The sequence below is a fragment of the Cellulomonas sp. zg-ZUI22 genome (genome assembly GCF_017353535.1).
GTDB lineage: Bacteria > Actinomycetota > Actinomycetes > Actinomycetales > Cellulomonadaceae > Cellulomonas > Cellulomonas wangleii.
In genome coordinates this window covers 1,614,603-1,631,685 of the sequence record NZ_JAFMUZ010000001.1, presented here as the reverse complement: position 1 = coordinate 1,631,685, position 17,083 = coordinate 1,614,603, and the positions used below count along the sequence as shown (strand labels likewise).

Sequence of the window (17,083 nt, the reverse complement as noted above, 5' to 3'; positions counted from 1 at the left end):
CGGGCACCGGTGACCCGCCGGGGCTCAGGCGCTCGGAGGCGCCGGCGGTGCGGGCGGCTGCGCGGGCGGCGCGGGTGGCTGCTGCGCCGGCGGCGGGGTCGTGGGCGGTCCGTACCCCGGCCGGGGGTCGGACGGCGGGGCCCCGACCGGGGGTGCCGGCGGACGCACCGGCTCGGGCCAGCCCGAGACCACGCCCCCGGTGTCCGCCAGCAGGGTGCGCGCGCGGTGGGCGTGCTCGGCCTGGCACAGCACGGAGTACGACGTGGCGACGATCTGGCTGGCGGACGCGAAGTCCCGCCGACCGCGCGTGAGCGAGTACCCGATGACGGAGAACAGCAGCCCGAACGCACCGCCGAACAGCACGGCCGGCAGCATGACACTGGCGCCGCCCGTCGAGAACAGCGTGAGGATCAGCCCCACGAACAGGCCGAACCACGCACCGGACAGGAACCCGCCCAGCGCCGCGCTCGGGTACGACAGCCGACGGATGACGCGCTCGACCATGCGCAGGTCCGTGCCGACGATGGTCACCGCCCGCACCGGGAACTGCTTCTCGGCGAGCAGCTCGACGGCCTTCTGCGCCTGCAGGTACGTGCCGTAGGTCGCGACGGTCTCGCCCGTCGGCAGGGTGGGCGTCGTGGGGATGCGCTCGGACTGCGGGAACGACATGTGCTGATCCTCCCGCACCGGCCCCGGGGCCGCCAGGGAGCGTCCGGCTCGCCGGGCCGGCGGCGGGCCGGACGGGAGGTCGGCGTCTAGGCTGACCGGCGTGAGCAGCGTCGGCGCCCGGGTGTTCGTCGCGCGTCTCGCCGGCACCGCCGTCTTCGACCCGATCGGCGACGAGGTCGGCCGGGTGCGCGACGTCGTCGTGCTCGTGCGCCTGACGGGCGCACCCCGCGCGGTGGGCCTGGTGGTCGAGGTCCCCGGCCGGCGCCGGGTCTTCCTGCCGCTGACGCGCGTGACGGCGGTCGACGCGGGCCAGGTCATCTCCACCGGGCTGGTCAACATGCGCCGCTTCGAGCAGCGCGTGTCCGAGACCCTGGTGGTGGGCGAGCTGCTGGACCGTACGGTCGAGCTCGCCGACGGCTCGGGCACGGCGCGCGTCGAGGACGTGGCGATGGAGCTGCAGCGCAACGGCGACTGGTGGGTCACCAAGGTCTTCGTGCGGCGCACCGACCAGCGCGGTGGCCTGCTGCGCCGGCGGGGCGAGACGATGCTGCTGCCGATCGAGGAGGTCGTGGGCCTCGGTCGCCCGTCGGAGTCGCAGGGCGCCCAGCTGCTGCTCGCCCAGTACGAGGACCTCAAGCCCGCCGACCTGGCGGACGTGCTGCACGACATGGGCGTGCGGCGCCGGCTGGAGGTCGCCTCGGCGCTCGACGACGAGCGCCTGGCGGACGTGCTCGAGGAGCTGCCCGAGGACGACCAGGTGGCGATCCTGGGCGGGCTGGAGCGCGGGCGCGCGGCCGACGTGCTGGAGGCGATGCAGCCCGACGACGCCGCCGACCTGCTGGGCGAGCTGCCCCAGGAGCAGGCGGCAGAGCTGCTGGCGCTCATGGAGCCGGCCGAGGCCAAGGACGTGCGCCGCCTGCTGGCGTACGAGGACAACACCGCGGGGGGTCTGATGACCACCGAGCCGGTGATCCTGGGGCCGGAGACGTCGATCGCCGCGGCGCTGGCCCACGTGCGGCGACAGGACCTCAACCCCGCCCTCGCGTCGCTCGTCTTCGTCGCCCGCCCGCCCCTGGAGACGCCGACCGGCCGCTACATCGGCGTCGTGCACCTCCAGCGGATGCTGCGCGAGCCGCCGCACGAGGCGATCGGGCAGATCGTGGACACGGACCTGGAACCGGTCGCGGTGGACGCGCCGCTGCTGTCGGTGACGCGCCAGCTGGCGACGTACAACCTGCTGGCCCTGCCGGTCGTCGACGAGCAGCGCCGCCTGCTGGGCGCGGTGTCGGTCGACGACGTGCTGGACCACCTGCTGCCCGACGACTGGCGCGAGACCGACGACGTGCACGTGGGGCCGCCGACGCGGCCCACCGCGGTGACGCGCGACGGCAGGGCGGTGGGACGTGGCTGAGCGTCTCGACCAGCCGCGGGTGCGCGGCCGCTCCCTGCTGCCCCGCTGGCAGGTCGAGGCGGACGCCTCGGGCCGCGTCTCGGAGTCCATCGCGCGGTTCCTCGGCACGCCGCGGTTCATCCTGTACCTGACGGCGTTCTGCGTGGTGTGGCTCGCGTGGAACTCGTGGGGTCCGGAGCACCTGCGGTTCGACCAGTCGGAGAACGGCTTCACCGCCCTGACGCTGATGCTCTCGCTGCAGGCGTCGTACGCCGCCCCGCTGATCCTGCTCGCGCAGAACCGCCAGGCGGACCGGGACCGCGTCTCGGCGGAGCAGGACCGGCAGCGGGCCGAGCGCAACCTGGCCGACACGGAGTTCCTGGCCCGCGAGATGGCGTCGCTGCGCATCGCCCTGTCCGAGGTCGCCACCCGCGACTTCGTCCGCTCCGAGCTGCGGGGCCTCCTGGAGGACCTGCAGGCGGAGCAGGCCGCGGCCGCGGACGACCACCACGACCGGCGGCACGGCGACGCACGGCGCGGCACGGCCGACCGCTGACCACGGGGCGTCGGGCCCGCGGTGCGGCCCCGCGGGCGACCTACGATGGAGGGGTGCCGCCCCTCGAGAACCCCGCGCCCGCCGACCCGCTCGTCGACGCCGTCCGCACGGCCCTGGCCGGCGTGCAGGACCCCGAGATCCGTCGCCCGATCACGGACCTCGGGATGGTGCGGTCCGTGGAGGTCGAGCCGCGCGAGGGCGGTGCGTTCGTCGTCGTCGGTCTCGACCTGACCACGCCCGGGTGCCCGCTGAAGGAGACGCTCACGCGGGACGTGACGGCCGCGGTGGCACCCCTGGACGGGGTGGTCGGCGTGCGCGTCGACCTGGGTGTGATGTCGGCCGAGCAGCGCGCCGACCTGCGCACGATGCTGCGCGGCACCGACGCCGAGCCGCAGATCCCCTTCGCCCAGCCCGGGTCGTTGACCAAGGTCATCGCGGTCGCCTCGGGCAAGGGCGGCGTCGGCAAGTCGTCGGTCACGGCCAACCTGGCCGTCGCCATGGCCGCCGACGGCCTGCGCGTGGGCGTGGTCGACGCCGACATCTACGGCTTCTCCATCCCGCGGATGCTCGGCGTGGACCGCCCGCCGACGAAGGTCGACGACATGCTGCTGCCGCCGGTCGCCCACGACGTCAAGGTCGTGTCCATCGGCATGTTCGTGCCGGCCGGGCAGCCGGTGGTCTGGCGCGGGCCGATGCTGCACCGGGCGCTGCAGCAGTTCCTCGCGGACGTCTTCTGGGGCGACCTGGACGTGCTGCTGCTGGACCTGCCCCCCGGGACGGGCGACATCGCGATCTCCGTGGCGCAGCTGCTGCCGGGCTCCGAGCTGGTGGTCGTGACCACGCCGCAGGTCGCGGCGGCGGAGGTGGCGGAGCGCGCCGGTGCCGTGGCGGTGCAGACGCGCCAGCGCGTCGTGGGCGTGGTCGAGAACATGTCCTGGCTCGAGCAGCCCGACGGCAGCCGGTTGGAGCTGTTCGGCGCCGGCGGTGGGCAGCGGGTCGCAGACAACCTCGCGCGGCTCACCGGGGCTGCTGTGCCGCTGCTGGGGCAGGTGCCGCTGGACGTCGCGCTGCGGGAGGCCGGCGACGGCGGGGCACCGGTCGTCCTGACGGCGCCCGACTCCCCCGCGGCCGCGGTGCTGCGCTCGGTCGCCCGCACCCTCGCGTCCCGGCCGCGGAACCTGGCGGGCCGCCCGCTGGACCTGTCGCCCGTCGGGCGCTGAGTCGTCGCGCCGAGTCGTCGCGCCGAGTCGTCGCGCCGAGTCGCCGACGCCGCGGGAGCGGACCCCCGCCAGGGCCCGGGGCACGTCGTGGCCCCGCCCTTCGCGCCGATAATTTCGGTGCCGAGGCGCGCGAGCCCGCCGCCGCCGTGACCGCGAACGTGACGTGGGTCACGCCAGTTTCCAACCTAATCGCCCACAGCGAGCGGCGCGATCCCCTCTGAGAGTGGTGAAACGATTAGGGGCCCCTCGAAACTCTCTGCTCCGGCTCCGAAAGTATTGACGTTAAACCTCCCCTGAAGGACGGTGTGCTGCCGGCTTCTCGCCGGCAGACCACCCTGAGGAGGGATCGATGACGATCACACGTCACCGGCATGGACGCCGACGCGCCAGCGCCGTCAGCGCCGTCGCCGTGGCCACCCTGGCCGTGGCCCTGGCCGTGCCGGCCGCCGCAGCGGGCAGCACGCTCCAGGCGGCCGCCGCAGAGTCGGGTCGCTACTTCGGCACCGCGATCGCGGCCAGCCGGCTCAACGACGGGACCTACACGAACATCGCGAACCGTGAGTTCAACATGATCACGGCCGAGAACGAGATGAAGATGGACGCGATGCAGCCCAACCGCGGCCAGTTCAACTGGTCCTCGGGCGACCGCATCGTCAACTGGGCCCGGCAGAACGGCAAGCAGGTCCGCGGGCACGCCCTCGCGTGGCACTCCCAGCAGCCCGAGTGGATGCGGACCATGGAGGGCCCCAGCCTGCGCACGGCCATGCTCGACCACGTCACCCAGGTCGCCACGTACTACCGCGGCAAGATCCACAGCTGGGACGTGGTGAACGAGGCGTTCGCCGACGGGAACTCCGGCGGCCGCCGCGACTCCAACCTGCAGCGCACGGGCAACGACTGGATCGAGGCGGCCTTCCGCGCCGCCCGAGCGGCCGACCCCGGCGCCAAGCTCTGCTACAACGACTACAACACCGACAACTGGTCCCACGCCAAGACGCAGGGCGTCTACAACATGGTCAAGGACTTCAAGGCGCGCGGCGTACCGATCGACTGCGTCGGCTTCCAGGCGCACTTCAACTCGGGCAACCCGGTGCCGTCGAACTACGACGTGACGCTGCGGAACTTCGCCGCGCTCGGCGTGGACGTGCAGATCACCGAGCTCGACATCGAGGGCTCCGGCTCCTCGCAGGCGCAGCAGTTCCAGGGCGTCGTCCAGGCCTGCCTCTCCGTGGCCCGCTGCACCGGCATCACGGTGTGGGGCGTGCGTGACAGCGACTCGTGGCGCGCCTCGGGCACCCCGCTGCTGTTCGACGGCTCGGGCAACAAGAAGGCGGCCTACACGAGCACGCTCAACGCGCTCAACGCCGGCGGCACGCCGGTCCCGAGCACGAGCCCGACACCCGGCCCCTCGACGAGCCCGACGCCCGGCCCCAGCACCAGCCCGACGCCGACCCCGACGACGACGCCGCCGCCCACGGGCAGCGGCACCTGCACGGCGACGTACTCCGAGGGCCAGAAGTGGAACGACCGGTTCAACGGCACGGTGACCATCCGCGCCAACGGCAACATCAGCAGCTGGACCTCGACCGTCACGGTCCGGTCCCCGCAGCGCATCATCGCGACCTGGAGCGGCTCGCCCACCTGGGACAGCAGCGGCAACGTCATGACGATGCGTCCCAGCGGCAGCGGCGCCCTGGCTGACGGCCAGACGGTGTCGTTCGGCTTCACCGTGCAGCACGGCGGCAACTGGACGTGGCCGACGGTGGCCTGCTCGGCCTCCTGACGACCTGATCGTCCGCCCCGTCGTCGTGATGGCAGGGGCCCGGCACCGCAGGGCACCCCACTGAATGTTGGTTTCTGTTCGGTCGTGATGGATACTGTTCTCATGCTTGCCACCCAACGGCGGGAACGGATCCTCGACGAGATCCGGACGCACCGTGCCGTGCGCGTCGCCGACCTCGTCGCCGCGCTGGACGTCTCCGACATGACGGTCCGCCGCGACATCGCCGAGCTCGCCCGCGACGGCCTCGTGCGCCGCGTCCACGGCGGCGCCGTCGCCCCCGACACCCCCGCCCGCTCGACCGACGAGCCGGGCTTCGAGGCCAAGCGCACCTGGTCGTCGGCGGAGAAGTCCGCGATCGCCCGCGCCGCGCTCGCCGACGTCGAACCCGGCCAGTCGCTCGCACTGTCCGCCGGCACCACGACCTGGCTGCTGGCCACGCTGATCGCGGCCGACCCCGCGCTGCGCCCGCTCACGGTGGTGACCAACGGCCTGCGCGTCGCGGACGCGCTGCACGGCGTCCCCGACGTCGAGGTCGTGCTCACCGGCGGCACCCGCACCCCGTCGGACGCGCTCGTCGGGCCCGTCGCGGACGCCACCCTGCACCACCTGCGCGTCGACCGCGCCTTCCTCGGCGTCCACGGTCTGGACGCCGACGGCGCCACGACCCCCAACCTCGCCGAGGCCGCCACCGACCGCGCCCTGGTGCGCTGCGCGGCGGCGACCACGGTCCTGGCCGACCACACCAAGTGGGGCACGGTCGGCCTCGCGCGCATCTGCGGCCTCGACGAGATCGACACCCTGGTCGTCGACACGGGACTGGCCCCCGACGCCCGTGCCCACCTCGCCGACGCCGTCGCCCGCCTCGTGCTGGCCGCCCCGACCGCCACCCCCGCCACCCCCGGAGGCCAGCAGTGAGCACCGACCCGCAGCCCGACCTCGCCGCCCGCGTGCGCCGCACCGCCACCCGGCTGGCCGACGGCCGCGAGCTCATCTACTTCGACGACTCCGAGCCGTACGTCTCCGGGGCGGCCACGCGGCGGCTCGACGACCCGCGCCCGCTGCCGGACCGGTACGCCCCCGTCGTCGACGCCGACGGCGTCGCGCACCCCGTCACCGGACCCGAGCTGCGCCTGGACCCGCTCACCGGCGAGTGGATCCCCATGGCGGCGCACCGCATGAACCGCACGTTCCTGCCCCCGGCGGACGCGAACCCCCTCGCCCCGGCGCGGCCCGGCGCGGCCTACCAGGACGGGGAGATCCCCGACACCGACTACGACGTCGTCGTGTTCGAGAACCGGTTCCCCTCCCTCATGACCCTGCCCGGGGTGGAGACCGGCACCGAGCTCGTCGACGGCGAGCCGCTGTGGCAGCGTCGCGCGGGCGTGGGCCGCTGCGAGGTCATCTGCTTCTCGTCCGACCCGACCGCGTCCCTGGCCACCGTCGGGCCGCGGCGCATGCGCACGGTCGTCGAGGCGTGGACCGACCGCACGCGGGAGCTGTCCGCGCTGCCCGGTGTCGAGCAGGTGTTCTGCTTCGAGAACCGCGGCAAGGAGATCGGCGTCACCCTGCACCACCCGCACGGCCAGATCTACGCGTTCCCGTACGTGACCCCGCGGACGCAGGCGATGCTGCGGCAGGCCCGGGCGCACCACGAGGCCACAGGTCGGCTGCTGCTGCGCGACGTCCTCGACGCCGAGCTGCGCCACGGCCGCCGGGTGGTGCTGGAGTCCGAGCACTGGGTGGCGTACGTCCCGTACGCCGCGCGGTGGCCCGTCGAGGTGCACCTCGCACCGCGGCGCGACGTGCCGGACCTGCCGGCGCTGACCGACGCCGAGAAGGCCGACCTGTCGACCACCTACCTCACCCTGCTGCGCCGGCTCGACCAGTTCTTCGTCGACGGTGACGGCGGTGCGATCCCGCTGCCCTACATCAGCGGCTGGCACCAGGCCCCGGTGCACGAGGGGCGCGACGTGTCCCGCCTGCACCTGCAGGTCTTCTCCGTGCTGCGGGCGCCGGGCAAGCTCAAGTACCTGGCCGGGGTGGAGTCCGCGATGGCCTCGTGGATCTCCGACACCACGCCCGAGCGGATCGCGCGCCGCCTGCAGGAGCTCGCGTGAGCCGGTCGGCCGCGGGCACGCCCGCGACGCCCCCCTCGACCCCCACGGCACCCCCGCACCCCGCACGCACGAGCACGGAGCAGACCACCATGACCGACACCGCCACCGTCTGGACCGCGGCCTGGGACCGCCCGGCGGGCGAGGAGCGTGCCCGGGAGCTGTTCGACGCGACGTTCGGGACGGCGCCCGACGGCGTCTGGTCCGCCCCCGGCCGCGTCAACCTCATCGGTGAGCACACCGACTACAACGCCGGCCTCGCGCTGCCCGTCGCGCTGCCGCACCGCACGTACGCCGCGGTCGCGCGGCGCGACGACGACCTCGTGCGCCTGGTGTCCGCGCAGGAGCCGTCGGGGGTCCGCGAGGTCCGCCTGGCGCACGCCGTGCCCGGCGCGGTGAGGGGATGGGCGGCGTACGTCGTGGGCGTGGCGTGGGCGCTGCGCGAGGCGGGCCACGACGTCGGCGGGTTCGACGTCGCGATCGACTCGTGCGTGCCGTTCGGCGCCGGTCTGTCGTCGTCGGCGGCGCTCGAGGCGTCGGTCGCGGTCGCGCTCGACGCGGTGCACGGCCTCGGCCTGGCCGGTGGGGTCGACGCGGACGGCGCCGCACGTGACGACGCCGGTCGTGCCCGCGTCGCCGAGCTGTGCGTGCGCGCCGAGAACGAGATGGCGGGCGCACCGACGGGCGGCATGGACCAGGCCGCGTCGCTGCGGGCCCGCGCGGGGCACGCGCTGCTCCTGGACTGCCGGGACGGCGGCGTGCGGCACGTGCCCTTCGACCTGGCCGCGCACGGCCTGGCGCTGCTGGTGGTCGACACCCGTGCGGAGCACTCGCACGTCGACGGGGAGTACGCGCAGCGCCGCGCCGCGTGCGAGGACGCGGCACGTCGGCTCGGTGTCCCGTCGCTGCGGGAGGTCGCCGACGCGGCCGAGGGCACCGGTGCCGCGCTGGCCGCGCTCGCCACCGCCGCCGACGGCGACGTCCTCGTGCGCCGCGTCCGGCACGTCACGTCCGAGATCGCTCGCGTACGTGCCTTCGTCGAGGCGCTCGACGCGGGCGACGTGCCGGCGGCCGGGCCGCTCATGGACGCCTCGCACGCGTCGCTGCGGGACGACTACGAGGTCTCCTGCCATGAGCTCGACGTGGCCGTGGACGCGGCCCGCGCCGCCGGCGCGCTCGGGGCCCGGATGACCGGGGGCGGGTTCGGCGGGTCCGCGATCGCGCTGGTCCGGGCCGCGGACGTGGACGCGGTCGCGACGGCGGTGGCGGCGGCGTTCGCCGCGCGCGGCCTCGCCACGCCGGCGTTCGCGGTCGCGGTCGCGGGTCCTCCCGCGGCATGAGACCGGGCGGGTGACCCGTCCCGCAACGTCCTCCCGCAGGTTGACGCGACGTCCACGGGCTGCTCGCTAACCTCCCCAGGGTCGAGGCGTCCCGCAGTCGTGGTGCCGTCCCCGGCACCGACGTGAGGAGCTCACCGCAGTGGTCCGTCGCTACGTCTTTCCCACCCTGCGCATCATCATCTGGGCCGTCATCGCGGTGGCGCTGGTCCGCATCGCGTTCGCGGGTGCCGACGTCAGCACCGACGCGTCCGGGGCCGAGCCGACCGGACAGGTGGTCGAACCGACCGTCGAGGCGACGACCGCGACGATCACCAACGCGGTGACCGTCCGCGGCTCGGTCGTCGCGGACCCGGCCGTGCCCGTGCGCGCGACGCTGGCCGGCACGGTGTCCAAGGTGCTGGTGGCCGACGGTGCGCGGGTCGAGGCCGGCACGCCGGTCCTCGAGATCCGGCAGGAGACGCCGCAGGAGCCGCTGACCCGGACCGACCCCACGACGGGCGAGACCACGGTGACCGAGCGCAAGCCCAAGGTGGTCGTCGAGCAGGTCACGGCGCCGGTCGCCGGGACGCTCGCCATGCCGACCCTCAAGGACCAGGTCGTCTCGGTCGGCGACACGGTCGGCCAGGTCTCCCCCGGCACCCTGTCGGTCTCCGGGACCCTGACGCCGGACCAGCAGTACCGGCTGGTGGGCGCACCGGCCGAGGCGCAGGTGACCCTCAAGGGCGGGCCGGCTCCGTTCACCTGCAGCGGGCTGCGGATCGGCGCCGCCGCGCAGCCCTCGACGCCGGGCGACACGGAGACCGAGACCACGACCACCCCCTCCGGCACCATCGCGTGCTCGCTGCCGGGCGACGTGACCGCGTTCCCGGGGCTGGGGGCGGACCTCGAGATCGTCAACGGCACGGCCCCCGACGCGGTGGTCGTCCCCGTCAGCGCCGTGCAGGGCACCGTGCAGCGCGGCAACGTCTGGGTGGTCGCGGCCGAGGGCGCCGAGCCGGAGCAGCGCGAGGTCGGGCTCGGCCTGACGGACGGCCAGGTCGTGCAGATCACCGAGGGCCTGGCGCTCGGCGACCTGGTCATGCAGTTCGTCCCGGTGCCCGCCGACGAGGGCGAGGTCGACTGCGCCGACCCGTCGCAGTTCGACCCGGCGGTCTGCGCATGAGCCTCCTGGAGCTGACCGGGGTCACCCGGTCCGTCCGCCTGCCCGACGACCGGCTGCTGGAGATCCTGCGCGGCGTGACGCTGAGCGTGGACACCGGCGAGCACGTCGCCGTGGTGGGGCGGTCCGGCACCGGCAAGTCGACCCTCCTGAACATCCTCGGCCTGCTCGACGCCCCGACGGACGGCGAGTACCTGCTCGAGGGCACGCCCATCGGCCGGCTGTCCGCCCGCGAGCGCACGCGCCGGCGGGGCGAGGACTTCGGGTTCGTGTTCCAGCAGTTCAACCTGCTGGCCGGGCGCACCGCGCTGGAGAACGTCGCCGCGCCGTTGATGTACGCCCGGGGCCGGCAGTTCTGGCACCGGCGGACGCTCGCGGCGCAGATGCTCGACCGCGTCGGGCTGGGCGACCGGCTCGACACCATGCCCGAGAAGCTGTCGGGTGGCGAGCAGCAGCGCGTCGCCATCGCGCGGGCGCTGGTCCGCGGACCCCGCGTGATCCTCGCGGACGAGCCCACCGGTGCGCTGGACGTCGAGACCGGCCAGGAGGTCATGGGCCTGCTCGACGAGATCGCGTCGATCACGGGCGCGGCGCTGGTCACCATCACCCACGACCTGGCGGTCGCCGCCCGGGCGCAGCGCCACTACCGGCTGACCGAGGGGGTGCTCGTGCCCGTCGACCTGGGCGGAGCCGGCCACGAGTGGGTCGGGGACGTGCCCACGCTGCCCGGTGCGCGGGCGCTGCCCGGCGCCGTGCGGGGTGTCCCCGAGCTCGGCCCGTCCGTCCCGGCGCAGGTGCACCCGTGAGCGGGCTGGTCGGGGCGGTCGTCGAGGCCTGGGACGAGCTCCGGCTGCACAAGATGCGCGTCCTGCTCGCCCTGGTCGGGGTGGCCGCGGCGGTCACCGCCATCACCGCCGTGACAGCGGCCGTGCAGATGCTCGCGCAGGGCTTCACGGAGCAGGACGAGCGTTTCAACGGCCGGCAGGTGACGCTGAGCGTCGACGCGTGGGCCATGAGCCCCGACCTGCAGGCGGACACCGGGGCGCTGGACGCGGCCTACGCGACGGCGCTCGAGCGCTACGGCATCACCTACGCCAGCCGGGACATGTACACGCAGGTGCCGTTCCGCTTCCCCGACGGGACGCGGCCCACCGAGACACGTGTCGTCGACCCCGACCTGGGCACCATGCAGCGCATCGGGGTGGCCGAGGGCCGGTGGTTCACGGAGGCCGACGTCGAGACGTTCGCCCCCGTCGTCGTCGTCAACGAGGCGTTCCTGGACTCCCTCGGGGTCTCCGGGCTGGCGAGCCGCCCGACGGTCCTGCTCGGCGACGCGTCGCCGGTCCTGGCCACGATCGTGGGGGTCACGCCGAAGGCGTGGCAGGGCGAGGGGCCGTCGGCGTACGTCCTCCACGACCAGCTCGCGCGCTGGTACACGCCGGCCGAGCCCGAGTGGGGGCCGACCGTCCCGTCGCTCAAGGTGTGGGTGCCGCCCGAGGCGGCCGACGACCTGGCGCCCCGCCTGCGGCGCGACGTCATGGCGGCGCTGCCCGGGTGGGAGGTGCAGATCGGCGACAACCGGACGACCGGCTCGTCGGGCCTGGACGGTGCGGCACGGTGGGTGGCGCTCGGGGTGGGCGCCTTCGCGCTGTTCCTCGGCGGGCTGGGCCTGGTCAACATCGCCCTGGTCACCGTCCGCCACCGCATCCGCGAGATCGGCATCCGCCGGTCCTTCGGCGCCACGTCCGGCCGGATCTTCTTCGGGGTCCTCATGGAGTCGGTCGTCGCGACCGTCGTGGCCGGCCTGGTCGGCGTCGTGCTCGCCGTCGCGGTGGTCAAGAACATCCCGGTCGACTTCCTCTTCGGCGGCGGGATCCAGGACATGCCACCGTTCCCGGTGTCCGCGGCGGTCATCGGGATGGTGTGCGCGACGGGGGTCGGCGCGCTGGCGGGGCTCCTGCCCGCCACCGTGGCGGTCCGCGTCAAGGTGATCGACGCGATCCGGTACTGACGAGGCCGCCCGGGCGGGCACGCGTCACCGGACCCGCACAGGATCAGACCCTGGTAGCCCAACCTTTCGAGGGTTGTCCTCCCCACGTCGTCCTCACGTCATCCTCGCGCCCGACCCGGCGCCCACGACGCCCTGGCTATCGTCGGCCACGGCGCTCGTCGACAGTGCCCTGACTCTCGTCATCGACCCCCGAGAAAGGCACGCCGATGCGTCGCACCCCCGGCCTCCCCGTCCTCAGCCTCGCCGTCGCGGCACTCGTCCTCGCCGGCTGCACCGCAGGCGGGTCCGACGCCCCGTCGGACGACGCGACCGGACCGCTGAGCGCGTGGTTCGAGAAGGTCGGCGGCTCGTACGAGGGCGAGGACTACGAGCGGCAGCAGCGCGAGGCCGAGGAGATCGTCGCGGCGTGCATGGCCGAGGAGGGCTTCGAGTACGCGCCTGCCGAGCCGATGGCCGGGGGCGAGGCCGAGGACGCGCCGGAGATGGACACGAAGGAGTTCGCCGAGCAGTACGGGTACGGGGTCACCTTCAGCGACGAGCTGTACGGGAGCGGCGAGGACTGGGTCGACCCCAACGAGGACTACGTGGCCGTGATGTCCGAGAGCGAGCAGGCCGCCTACTACGAGGCGCTGATGGGGGCGATGGCGGACTACGACTACGCGGCGGACCCGGAGGGCACCAACATGCCGGGCTGGGAGGAGCAGGGCTGCAACGGCAAGGCCCAGCACGAGGTGTACGACCAGGACATCTGGTCGAACCCGTCGCTGGAGTCCTTCTGGGACGAGATGCAGCGCGAGTACGAGGGGCTCGCGGACGCGAACCCTGAGCTCGCCGAGGCGGAGAAGAAGTGGTCCGCGTGCATGGCCGAGGCCGGGTTCGACTTCGCCGGCCCCGACGAGGCGCAGCAGAGCGTCTACGACCAGTGGGACGCCCTGTACCAGGCCCTGCCGGCGTACGACCCCGACGCCGACCCCGACGAGCTCGACCCCGCGGCGTACGAGATCGACCCCGCCGCCGAGGCCGAGCTGCGCGAGCAGGAGCTGAGCCTCGCGCCCGCGGACTACGAGTGCCGCGCCTCCACGGGCTACGACGAGGCCTACGACGTCGCGAACCTGGAGCTCGAGAAGCGGCTCTGGGACAAGTACGGGGCAGAGCTCGAGGCCGCCACGGGTGGCAGCACCCCGAGCGAGTGACGGCCGCACCGGCACGGGGGGTCACGTCATGAGCAGGGTCACCACGCACGTGTCCGGCGGGCGGCGCACCATCGTCGTCATGGCGGTCGTCGCCGTCGTCTGCCTCGCGCTCGGCCTGCTGCTGTCCCGGCTGATCGTCTCGCCCGGCCAGGCCGCCGCGAACGCCGCCCCACCGACCGCCGGCCCCATCACGGTGCCGGTCGAGAGCCGGGTCATCGCCAACGAGGTCCTGCTGCGGGGTGACGTGGGGTACGACGACCCGGTCGACCTCGCGATGGAGACGGGCGACCTCGGCGGACCGGCCGTCGTCACCGGGCAGGTCAAGGAGGTCGGCGCCACGGTCGAGGCTGCCTCGGTCGCGCTCGAGGTCGTCGGTCGGCCCGTGATCGTCCTGCCCGGGGAGCTGCCGACGTACCGGACCCTGCGCTCGGGCGTCTCGGGGCCGGACGTGCAGCAGCTCAAGCACGCGCTGCGCGCCGTCGGTCTCGACGGCGGCGACCCGGGCGGCGCGACGTACGACGCCGCGACGGCGGCCGGCGTGCGCGCGCTGTACCAGAAGGTGGGCTACGAGGCGCCCACCGCCGGCCCGGAGGTCCAGCAGGCGGTGGAGGCCGCGCAGGAGGCCGTCACCGGTGCGCAGGCGTCGGTCCGCGCCGCGGAGGCGGGGCTGTCAGCCGCCGGGCGGGCAGCGGCGGGCACGCCGGTGGCGGCGCTCGACGGGGACGTGCAGGTCGCGGAGGCGCGCCTGGCGTACCTCACCGCGCAGTGCGCAGCCCCGCCGGCGGAGGACGCCGAGAGCGTCGTCGACTGCTCCCCACCCGCGCGGGTGGAGGCCGACGCGGCCCTGGCCACCGCCCGGGCGGCACGCGCCGCGGCGGACGTCGGGCCGGACACCACCGCCGAGCGCGAGGCGGTGCGCGCCGCGCGCGACGCGCTGACCGCCGCGCGCGAGACCCTGGCGAAGGCCCAGGCCGAGGCCATGACGCCGCTGCCCGCGACCGAGGTCGTCTACCTGCCGTCGCTGCCGCGGCGCGTGGACGCCGTCGAGGTGGAGCGGGGCGGGATCGTCCAGGGCGAGTTCATGAGCCTGTCGGGGGCGACGGTCCAGATCACCGCGTCGGCCTCGCGCGCGGACGCCGAGCTGCTGGTGCCGGGCACGGTGGGCACGGTCGCCGTCGACGGCACCGACGTCCCCGTGACGGTCGCGGAGATCACGGCCCCGAAGGCCGGCGCGGACAAGGAGGAGACGACCTCGGGCGGTGGCACCGCGCCGACCGGCGACCGCCGCCGGGTCGTCCTCAGCGTCGGTGAGCTGACACCCGAGCAGCTGGCCGCCGTGCAGGGCACCAACGTGCGGGTGCGGATCCCGGTCAGCTCGACCGACGGGGAGGTGCTGGCCGTCCCGCTGGCGGCCCTCACCGCGGGACCGGGCGGTGAGAGCCGGCTCGAGCTCGTCGCGGACGGCGGGAGCCGGCTCGTCGAGGTCACGACCGGCCTGGCCGCGTCGGGCTACGTCGAGATCGCCGGGTCGCAGGATCCGATCGAGGCCGGTGACCTGGTCGTGGTCGGCATCTCCCCGCAGGAGGGACCGTCCGACGACGGCACACCGGCCGGCGGGTCGGAGCCGGACGCCGAGGAGGACGCGTGACCGTGCTCGACCTCCTCGGCGCCGACGGTGCGACCGACGCGGTCCCCCCGGTCGTGGAGCTGCGGGGGGCCGCCCGGCAGTTCCCCGGCGACCCGCCGGTGAACGCCCTGCATCCCGCTGACCTGCAGGTCCGCGCCGGGGAGTACCTCTCGGTCGTTGGCCCGTCGGGCTCCGGGAAGTCGACGCTGCTGAACCTCCTCGGACTGCTGGACCGGCCCTCGAGCGGGGAGTACCTGGTCGACGGGATCCCCACGGCGCAGGCCGGGGAGCGGGAGCGGGCCGCCCTCCGGGCCCAGCACATCGGGTTCGTCTTCCAGGCGTTCCACCTGCTGCCGCACCGCACCGTGCTGGAGAACGTGCTGCTCGCGACGCTCTACAGCGGCGTCCCGCGCACCCAGCGGCGGGACCGGGCGGCCGAGGCGCTGGACCGCGTGGGGCTGAGCCACCGGCTCGACTTCCGCCCCACGGTCCTGTCCGGCGGGGAGCGCCAGCGCACAGCCGTCGCCCGCGCCGTCGTGTCGCAGCCGCGCGTCCTGCTGGCCGACGAGCCGACCGGCAACCTCGACTCCGAGAGCTCGGCCGCCGTGCTCGAGCTCTTCGACGAGCTGCACGCCGACGGCCTGACGCTCCTGGTCATCACGCACGAGGACGAGGTCTCCGCACGCGCCCAGCGGCGCGTGCGCATCACCGACGGCCACCTGCGGGAGATCACGTGACCGCCGTCGCGCAGCACGTGCCGCGCACGGACCGGTTCGGGGCGGGTGACCTCCTCGCGGAGGCCGCCGCCGGGATCGGGGCACGACCGGGCCGGCTGATGCTGACGATCCTCGGCACCGTGCTGGGCATCGCGTCCGTCGTGGTGACGGTGGGGCTGGCGCAGACCGCGGCCGGGCAGATCAACAAGCAGTTCGACGCGGTCGCCGCCACGCAGGGGGCGGCGGAGGCCGCGACCAGCAGGCTCGGCGGCGACGAGCTCGCGCTCGGCTCGCTGCCCTGGGACGCGCCCGCGCGGGCCGAGCGGCTCAACGGCGTCGAGGCCGCCGGCCTGGTGTCCGAGATCGAGGCCGAGGGGCTGGAGGTCACGGCCGTCCCGGTCCACGACCCGTCCGCGTCGCGGACGGCGAGCACGCCCGTGATGGCCACGAGCGCCGGTGCACTGGCCGCGCTCGACGGGCGCGTGGTGCAGGGCCGCTACTTCGACGCCGGCCACGACCAGCGGGGCGACCGTGTCGTGGTGCTCGGGGCGGACGCCGCCGAGCGTCTCGGCGTCGTGCGGGTCGACCGGCAGCCGTCGATCTTCATCGGCGAGCGCGCGTACCAGGTGATCGGCGTCGTCGACGACGTGGTGCGGCGCACCGACCTGCTGTCGGCGGTGATCCTGCCGAACGGGACCGCGCGTGCCGACCTGGGCCTGACCGTGCCGCAGGAGCTCCACCTGCACCTGCAGGTGGGTGCCGGACCGGTCGTCGGCTCGCAGCTGCCGACCGCCCTGAGCCCCGACGCGCCCGAGGCGGTGAAGGTGGCCGTGCCGACCGGGGGCTCGGCCGTGCAGCGCAGCGTGCAGGCCGACATCAGCGCGATCTTCCTGGCGCTCGGCGGTGTCGCGCTGCTCATCGGCGGGGTGGGGATCGCGAACGTGACCCTGCTGTCGGTGCTGGAGCGCGTCGGCGAGATCGGCCTGCGGCGCGCGCTCGGCGCGACCCGGCGCCAGATCGCCGCGCAGTTCATGGTCGAGTCCGTGGTCGTCGGCATGCTCGGTGGCCTCGTCGGCGCGGCCCTCGGCGTCGCCGTGGTCACCGCCGTGTCCGCCGCGTCCCGGTGGACGCCGATCCTCGACCTGCGGATGGTCGCCGTCGCGGCGCTCTCCGGTGGGCTGATCGGGCTGCTGGCCGGGCTCTACCCGTCGATGAAGGCGGCCTCGATCGAGCCGATCTCGGCCCTGCGCGGGGGCGTCTGACCGGGGCGCACGGCCCGGGCCGTGACGACGCCGTCGGCACGGC

General features: G+C 74.6%; 15 protein-coding genes. 14 read left to right on the top strand and 1 reads right to left on the bottom strand.

Features of this window, described 5'->3' with window-relative positions:
• Window positions 1-24: 24 nt before the first annotated feature.
• The gene (locus J1G43_RS07520) at window positions 25-669 is read right to left on the bottom strand and encodes a general stress protein (protein WP_207338909.1); all 645 of its coding nucleotides are present in this window, start codon (window positions 667-669) and stop codon (window positions 25-27) included.
• Window positions 670-769: 100 nt separating this feature from the next.
• On the opposite strand from J1G43_RS07520, the gene J1G43_RS07515 reads away from it, so the two are divergent.
• The 14 genes from J1G43_RS07515 to J1G43_RS07450 all read left to right on the top strand — a co-directional run bounded on the left by J1G43_RS07515 (window position 770) and on the right by J1G43_RS07450 (window position 17,040).
• A complete protein-coding gene (locus tag J1G43_RS07515; protein ID WP_207338910.1) occupies window positions 770-2,080 on the top strand; it encodes a magnesium transporter MgtE N-terminal domain-containing protein in 1,311 nt (436 codons plus the stop codon).
• Window positions 2,073-2,615, top strand: coding sequence for a DUF1003 domain-containing protein (locus J1G43_RS07510; RefSeq protein WP_207338911.1), 543 nt, complete (start codon window positions 2,073-2,075; stop codon window positions 2,613-2,615). The genes J1G43_RS07515 and J1G43_RS07510 overlap by 8 nt, the downstream gene beginning before the upstream one ends.
• A 53-nt stretch (window positions 2,616-2,668) precedes the next feature.
• Complete coding sequence (locus J1G43_RS07505; protein WP_207338912.1) at window positions 2,669-3,835, top strand: Mrp/NBP35 family ATP-binding protein; 1,167 nt, start codon at window positions 2,669-2,671, stop codon at window positions 3,833-3,835.
• Window positions 3,836-4,184: 349 nt separating this feature from the next.
• Window positions 4,185-5,618, top strand: coding sequence for an endo-1,4-beta-xylanase (locus J1G43_RS07500; protein WP_207338913.1), 1,434 nt, complete (start codon window positions 4,185-4,187; stop codon window positions 5,616-5,618).
• Between the two features lie 102 nt (window positions 5,619-5,720).
• Window positions 5,721-6,533 carry a DeoR/GlpR family DNA-binding transcription regulator gene (locus tag J1G43_RS07495; protein ID WP_207378225.1) on the top strand — a complete coding sequence of 271 codons (813 nt, stop codon included), beginning with the start codon at window positions 5,721-5,723 and terminating at the stop codon, window positions 6,531-6,533.
• Window positions 6,530-7,735 (top strand): galactose-1-phosphate uridylyltransferase, encoded by a 1,206-nt coding sequence (galT, locus tag J1G43_RS07490; protein WP_249670579.1) that lies wholly within the window; start codon window positions 6,530-6,532, stop codon window positions 7,733-7,735. The genes J1G43_RS07495 and galT overlap by 4 nt, the downstream gene beginning before the upstream one ends.
• 89 nt (window positions 7,736-7,824) lie before the next feature.
• Window positions 7,825-9,072, top strand: a complete 1,248-nt coding sequence (gene galK / locus J1G43_RS07485) for a galactokinase (protein WP_207378224.1) — start codon at window positions 7,825-7,827, stop codon at window positions 9,070-9,072.
• Window positions 9,073-9,211: 139 nt separating this feature from the next.
• Window positions 9,212-10,234 carry an efflux RND transporter periplasmic adaptor subunit gene (locus J1G43_RS07480; protein WP_207378223.1) on the top strand — a complete coding sequence of 341 codons (1,023 nt, stop codon included), beginning with the start codon at window positions 9,212-9,214 and terminating at the stop codon, window positions 10,232-10,234.
• On the top strand, window positions 10,231-11,037 hold the full coding sequence (locus J1G43_RS07475; RefSeq protein ID WP_207338917.1) for an ABC transporter ATP-binding protein: 807 nt from the start codon (window positions 10,231-10,233) through the stop codon (window positions 11,035-11,037). The genes J1G43_RS07480 and J1G43_RS07475 overlap by 4 nt, the downstream gene beginning before the upstream one ends.
• On the top strand, window positions 11,034-12,242 hold the full coding sequence (locus J1G43_RS07470) for an ABC transporter permease (protein WP_207338918.1): 1,209 nt from the start codon (window positions 11,034-11,036) through the stop codon (window positions 12,240-12,242). The genes J1G43_RS07475 and J1G43_RS07470 overlap by 4 nt, the downstream gene beginning before the upstream one ends.
• Window positions 12,243-12,448: 206 nt before the next feature.
• Window positions 12,449-13,435 (top strand): hypothetical protein, encoded by a 987-nt coding sequence (locus tag J1G43_RS07465; protein ID WP_207378222.1) that lies wholly within the window; start codon window positions 12,449-12,451, stop codon window positions 13,433-13,435.
• A gap of 28 nt (window positions 13,436-13,463) precedes the next feature.
• The gene (locus J1G43_RS07460) at window positions 13,464-15,083 is read left to right on the top strand and encodes a hypothetical protein (protein WP_207378221.1); all 1,620 of its coding nucleotides are present in this window, start codon (window positions 13,464-13,466) and stop codon (window positions 15,081-15,083) included.
• Window positions 15,080-15,799, top strand: coding sequence for an ABC transporter ATP-binding protein (locus J1G43_RS07455; RefSeq protein WP_207370376.1), 720 nt, complete (start codon window positions 15,080-15,082; stop codon window positions 15,797-15,799). Before J1G43_RS07460 ends, J1G43_RS07455 begins: the two co-directional genes overlap by 4 nt.
• Window positions 15,796-17,040 carry an ABC transporter permease gene (locus tag J1G43_RS07450; protein WP_207378220.1) on the top strand — a complete coding sequence of 415 codons (1,245 nt, stop codon included), beginning with the start codon at window positions 15,796-15,798 and terminating at the stop codon, window positions 17,038-17,040. Before J1G43_RS07455 ends, J1G43_RS07450 begins: the two co-directional genes overlap by 4 nt.
• Window positions 17,041-17,083: the final 43 nt, after the last annotated feature.

What these genes read in the sequence shown, in the direction of transcription:
- J1G43_RS07475 (WP_207338917.1), top strand. Translation starts at nt 10,231, where the DNA reads ATGAGCCTCCTGGAGCTGACCGGGGTCACCCGGTCCGTCCGCCTGCCC.
- J1G43_RS07465 (WP_207378222.1), top strand. Translation starts at nt 12,449, where the DNA reads ATGCGTCGCACCCCCGGCCTCCCCGTCCTCAGCCTCGCCGTCGCGGCA.
- J1G43_RS07460 (WP_207378221.1), top strand. Translation starts at nt 13,464, where the DNA reads ATGAGCAGGGTCACCACGCACGTGTCCGGCGGGCGGCGCACCATCGTC.
- J1G43_RS07520 (WP_207338909.1), bottom strand. Translation starts at nt 669, where the DNA reads ATGTCGTTCCCGCAGTCCGAGCGCATCCCCACGACGCCCACCCTGCCG.
- J1G43_RS07500 (WP_207338913.1), top strand. Translation starts at nt 4,185, where the DNA reads ATGACGATCACACGTCACCGGCATGGACGCCGACGCGCCAGCGCCGTC.
- J1G43_RS07495 (WP_207378225.1), top strand. Translation starts at nt 5,721, where the DNA reads ATGCTTGCCACCCAACGGCGGGAACGGATCCTCGACGAGATCCGGACG.
- galK (WP_207378224.1), top strand. Translation starts at nt 7,825, where the DNA reads ATGACCGACACCGCCACCGTCTGGACCGCGGCCTGGGACCGCCCGGCG.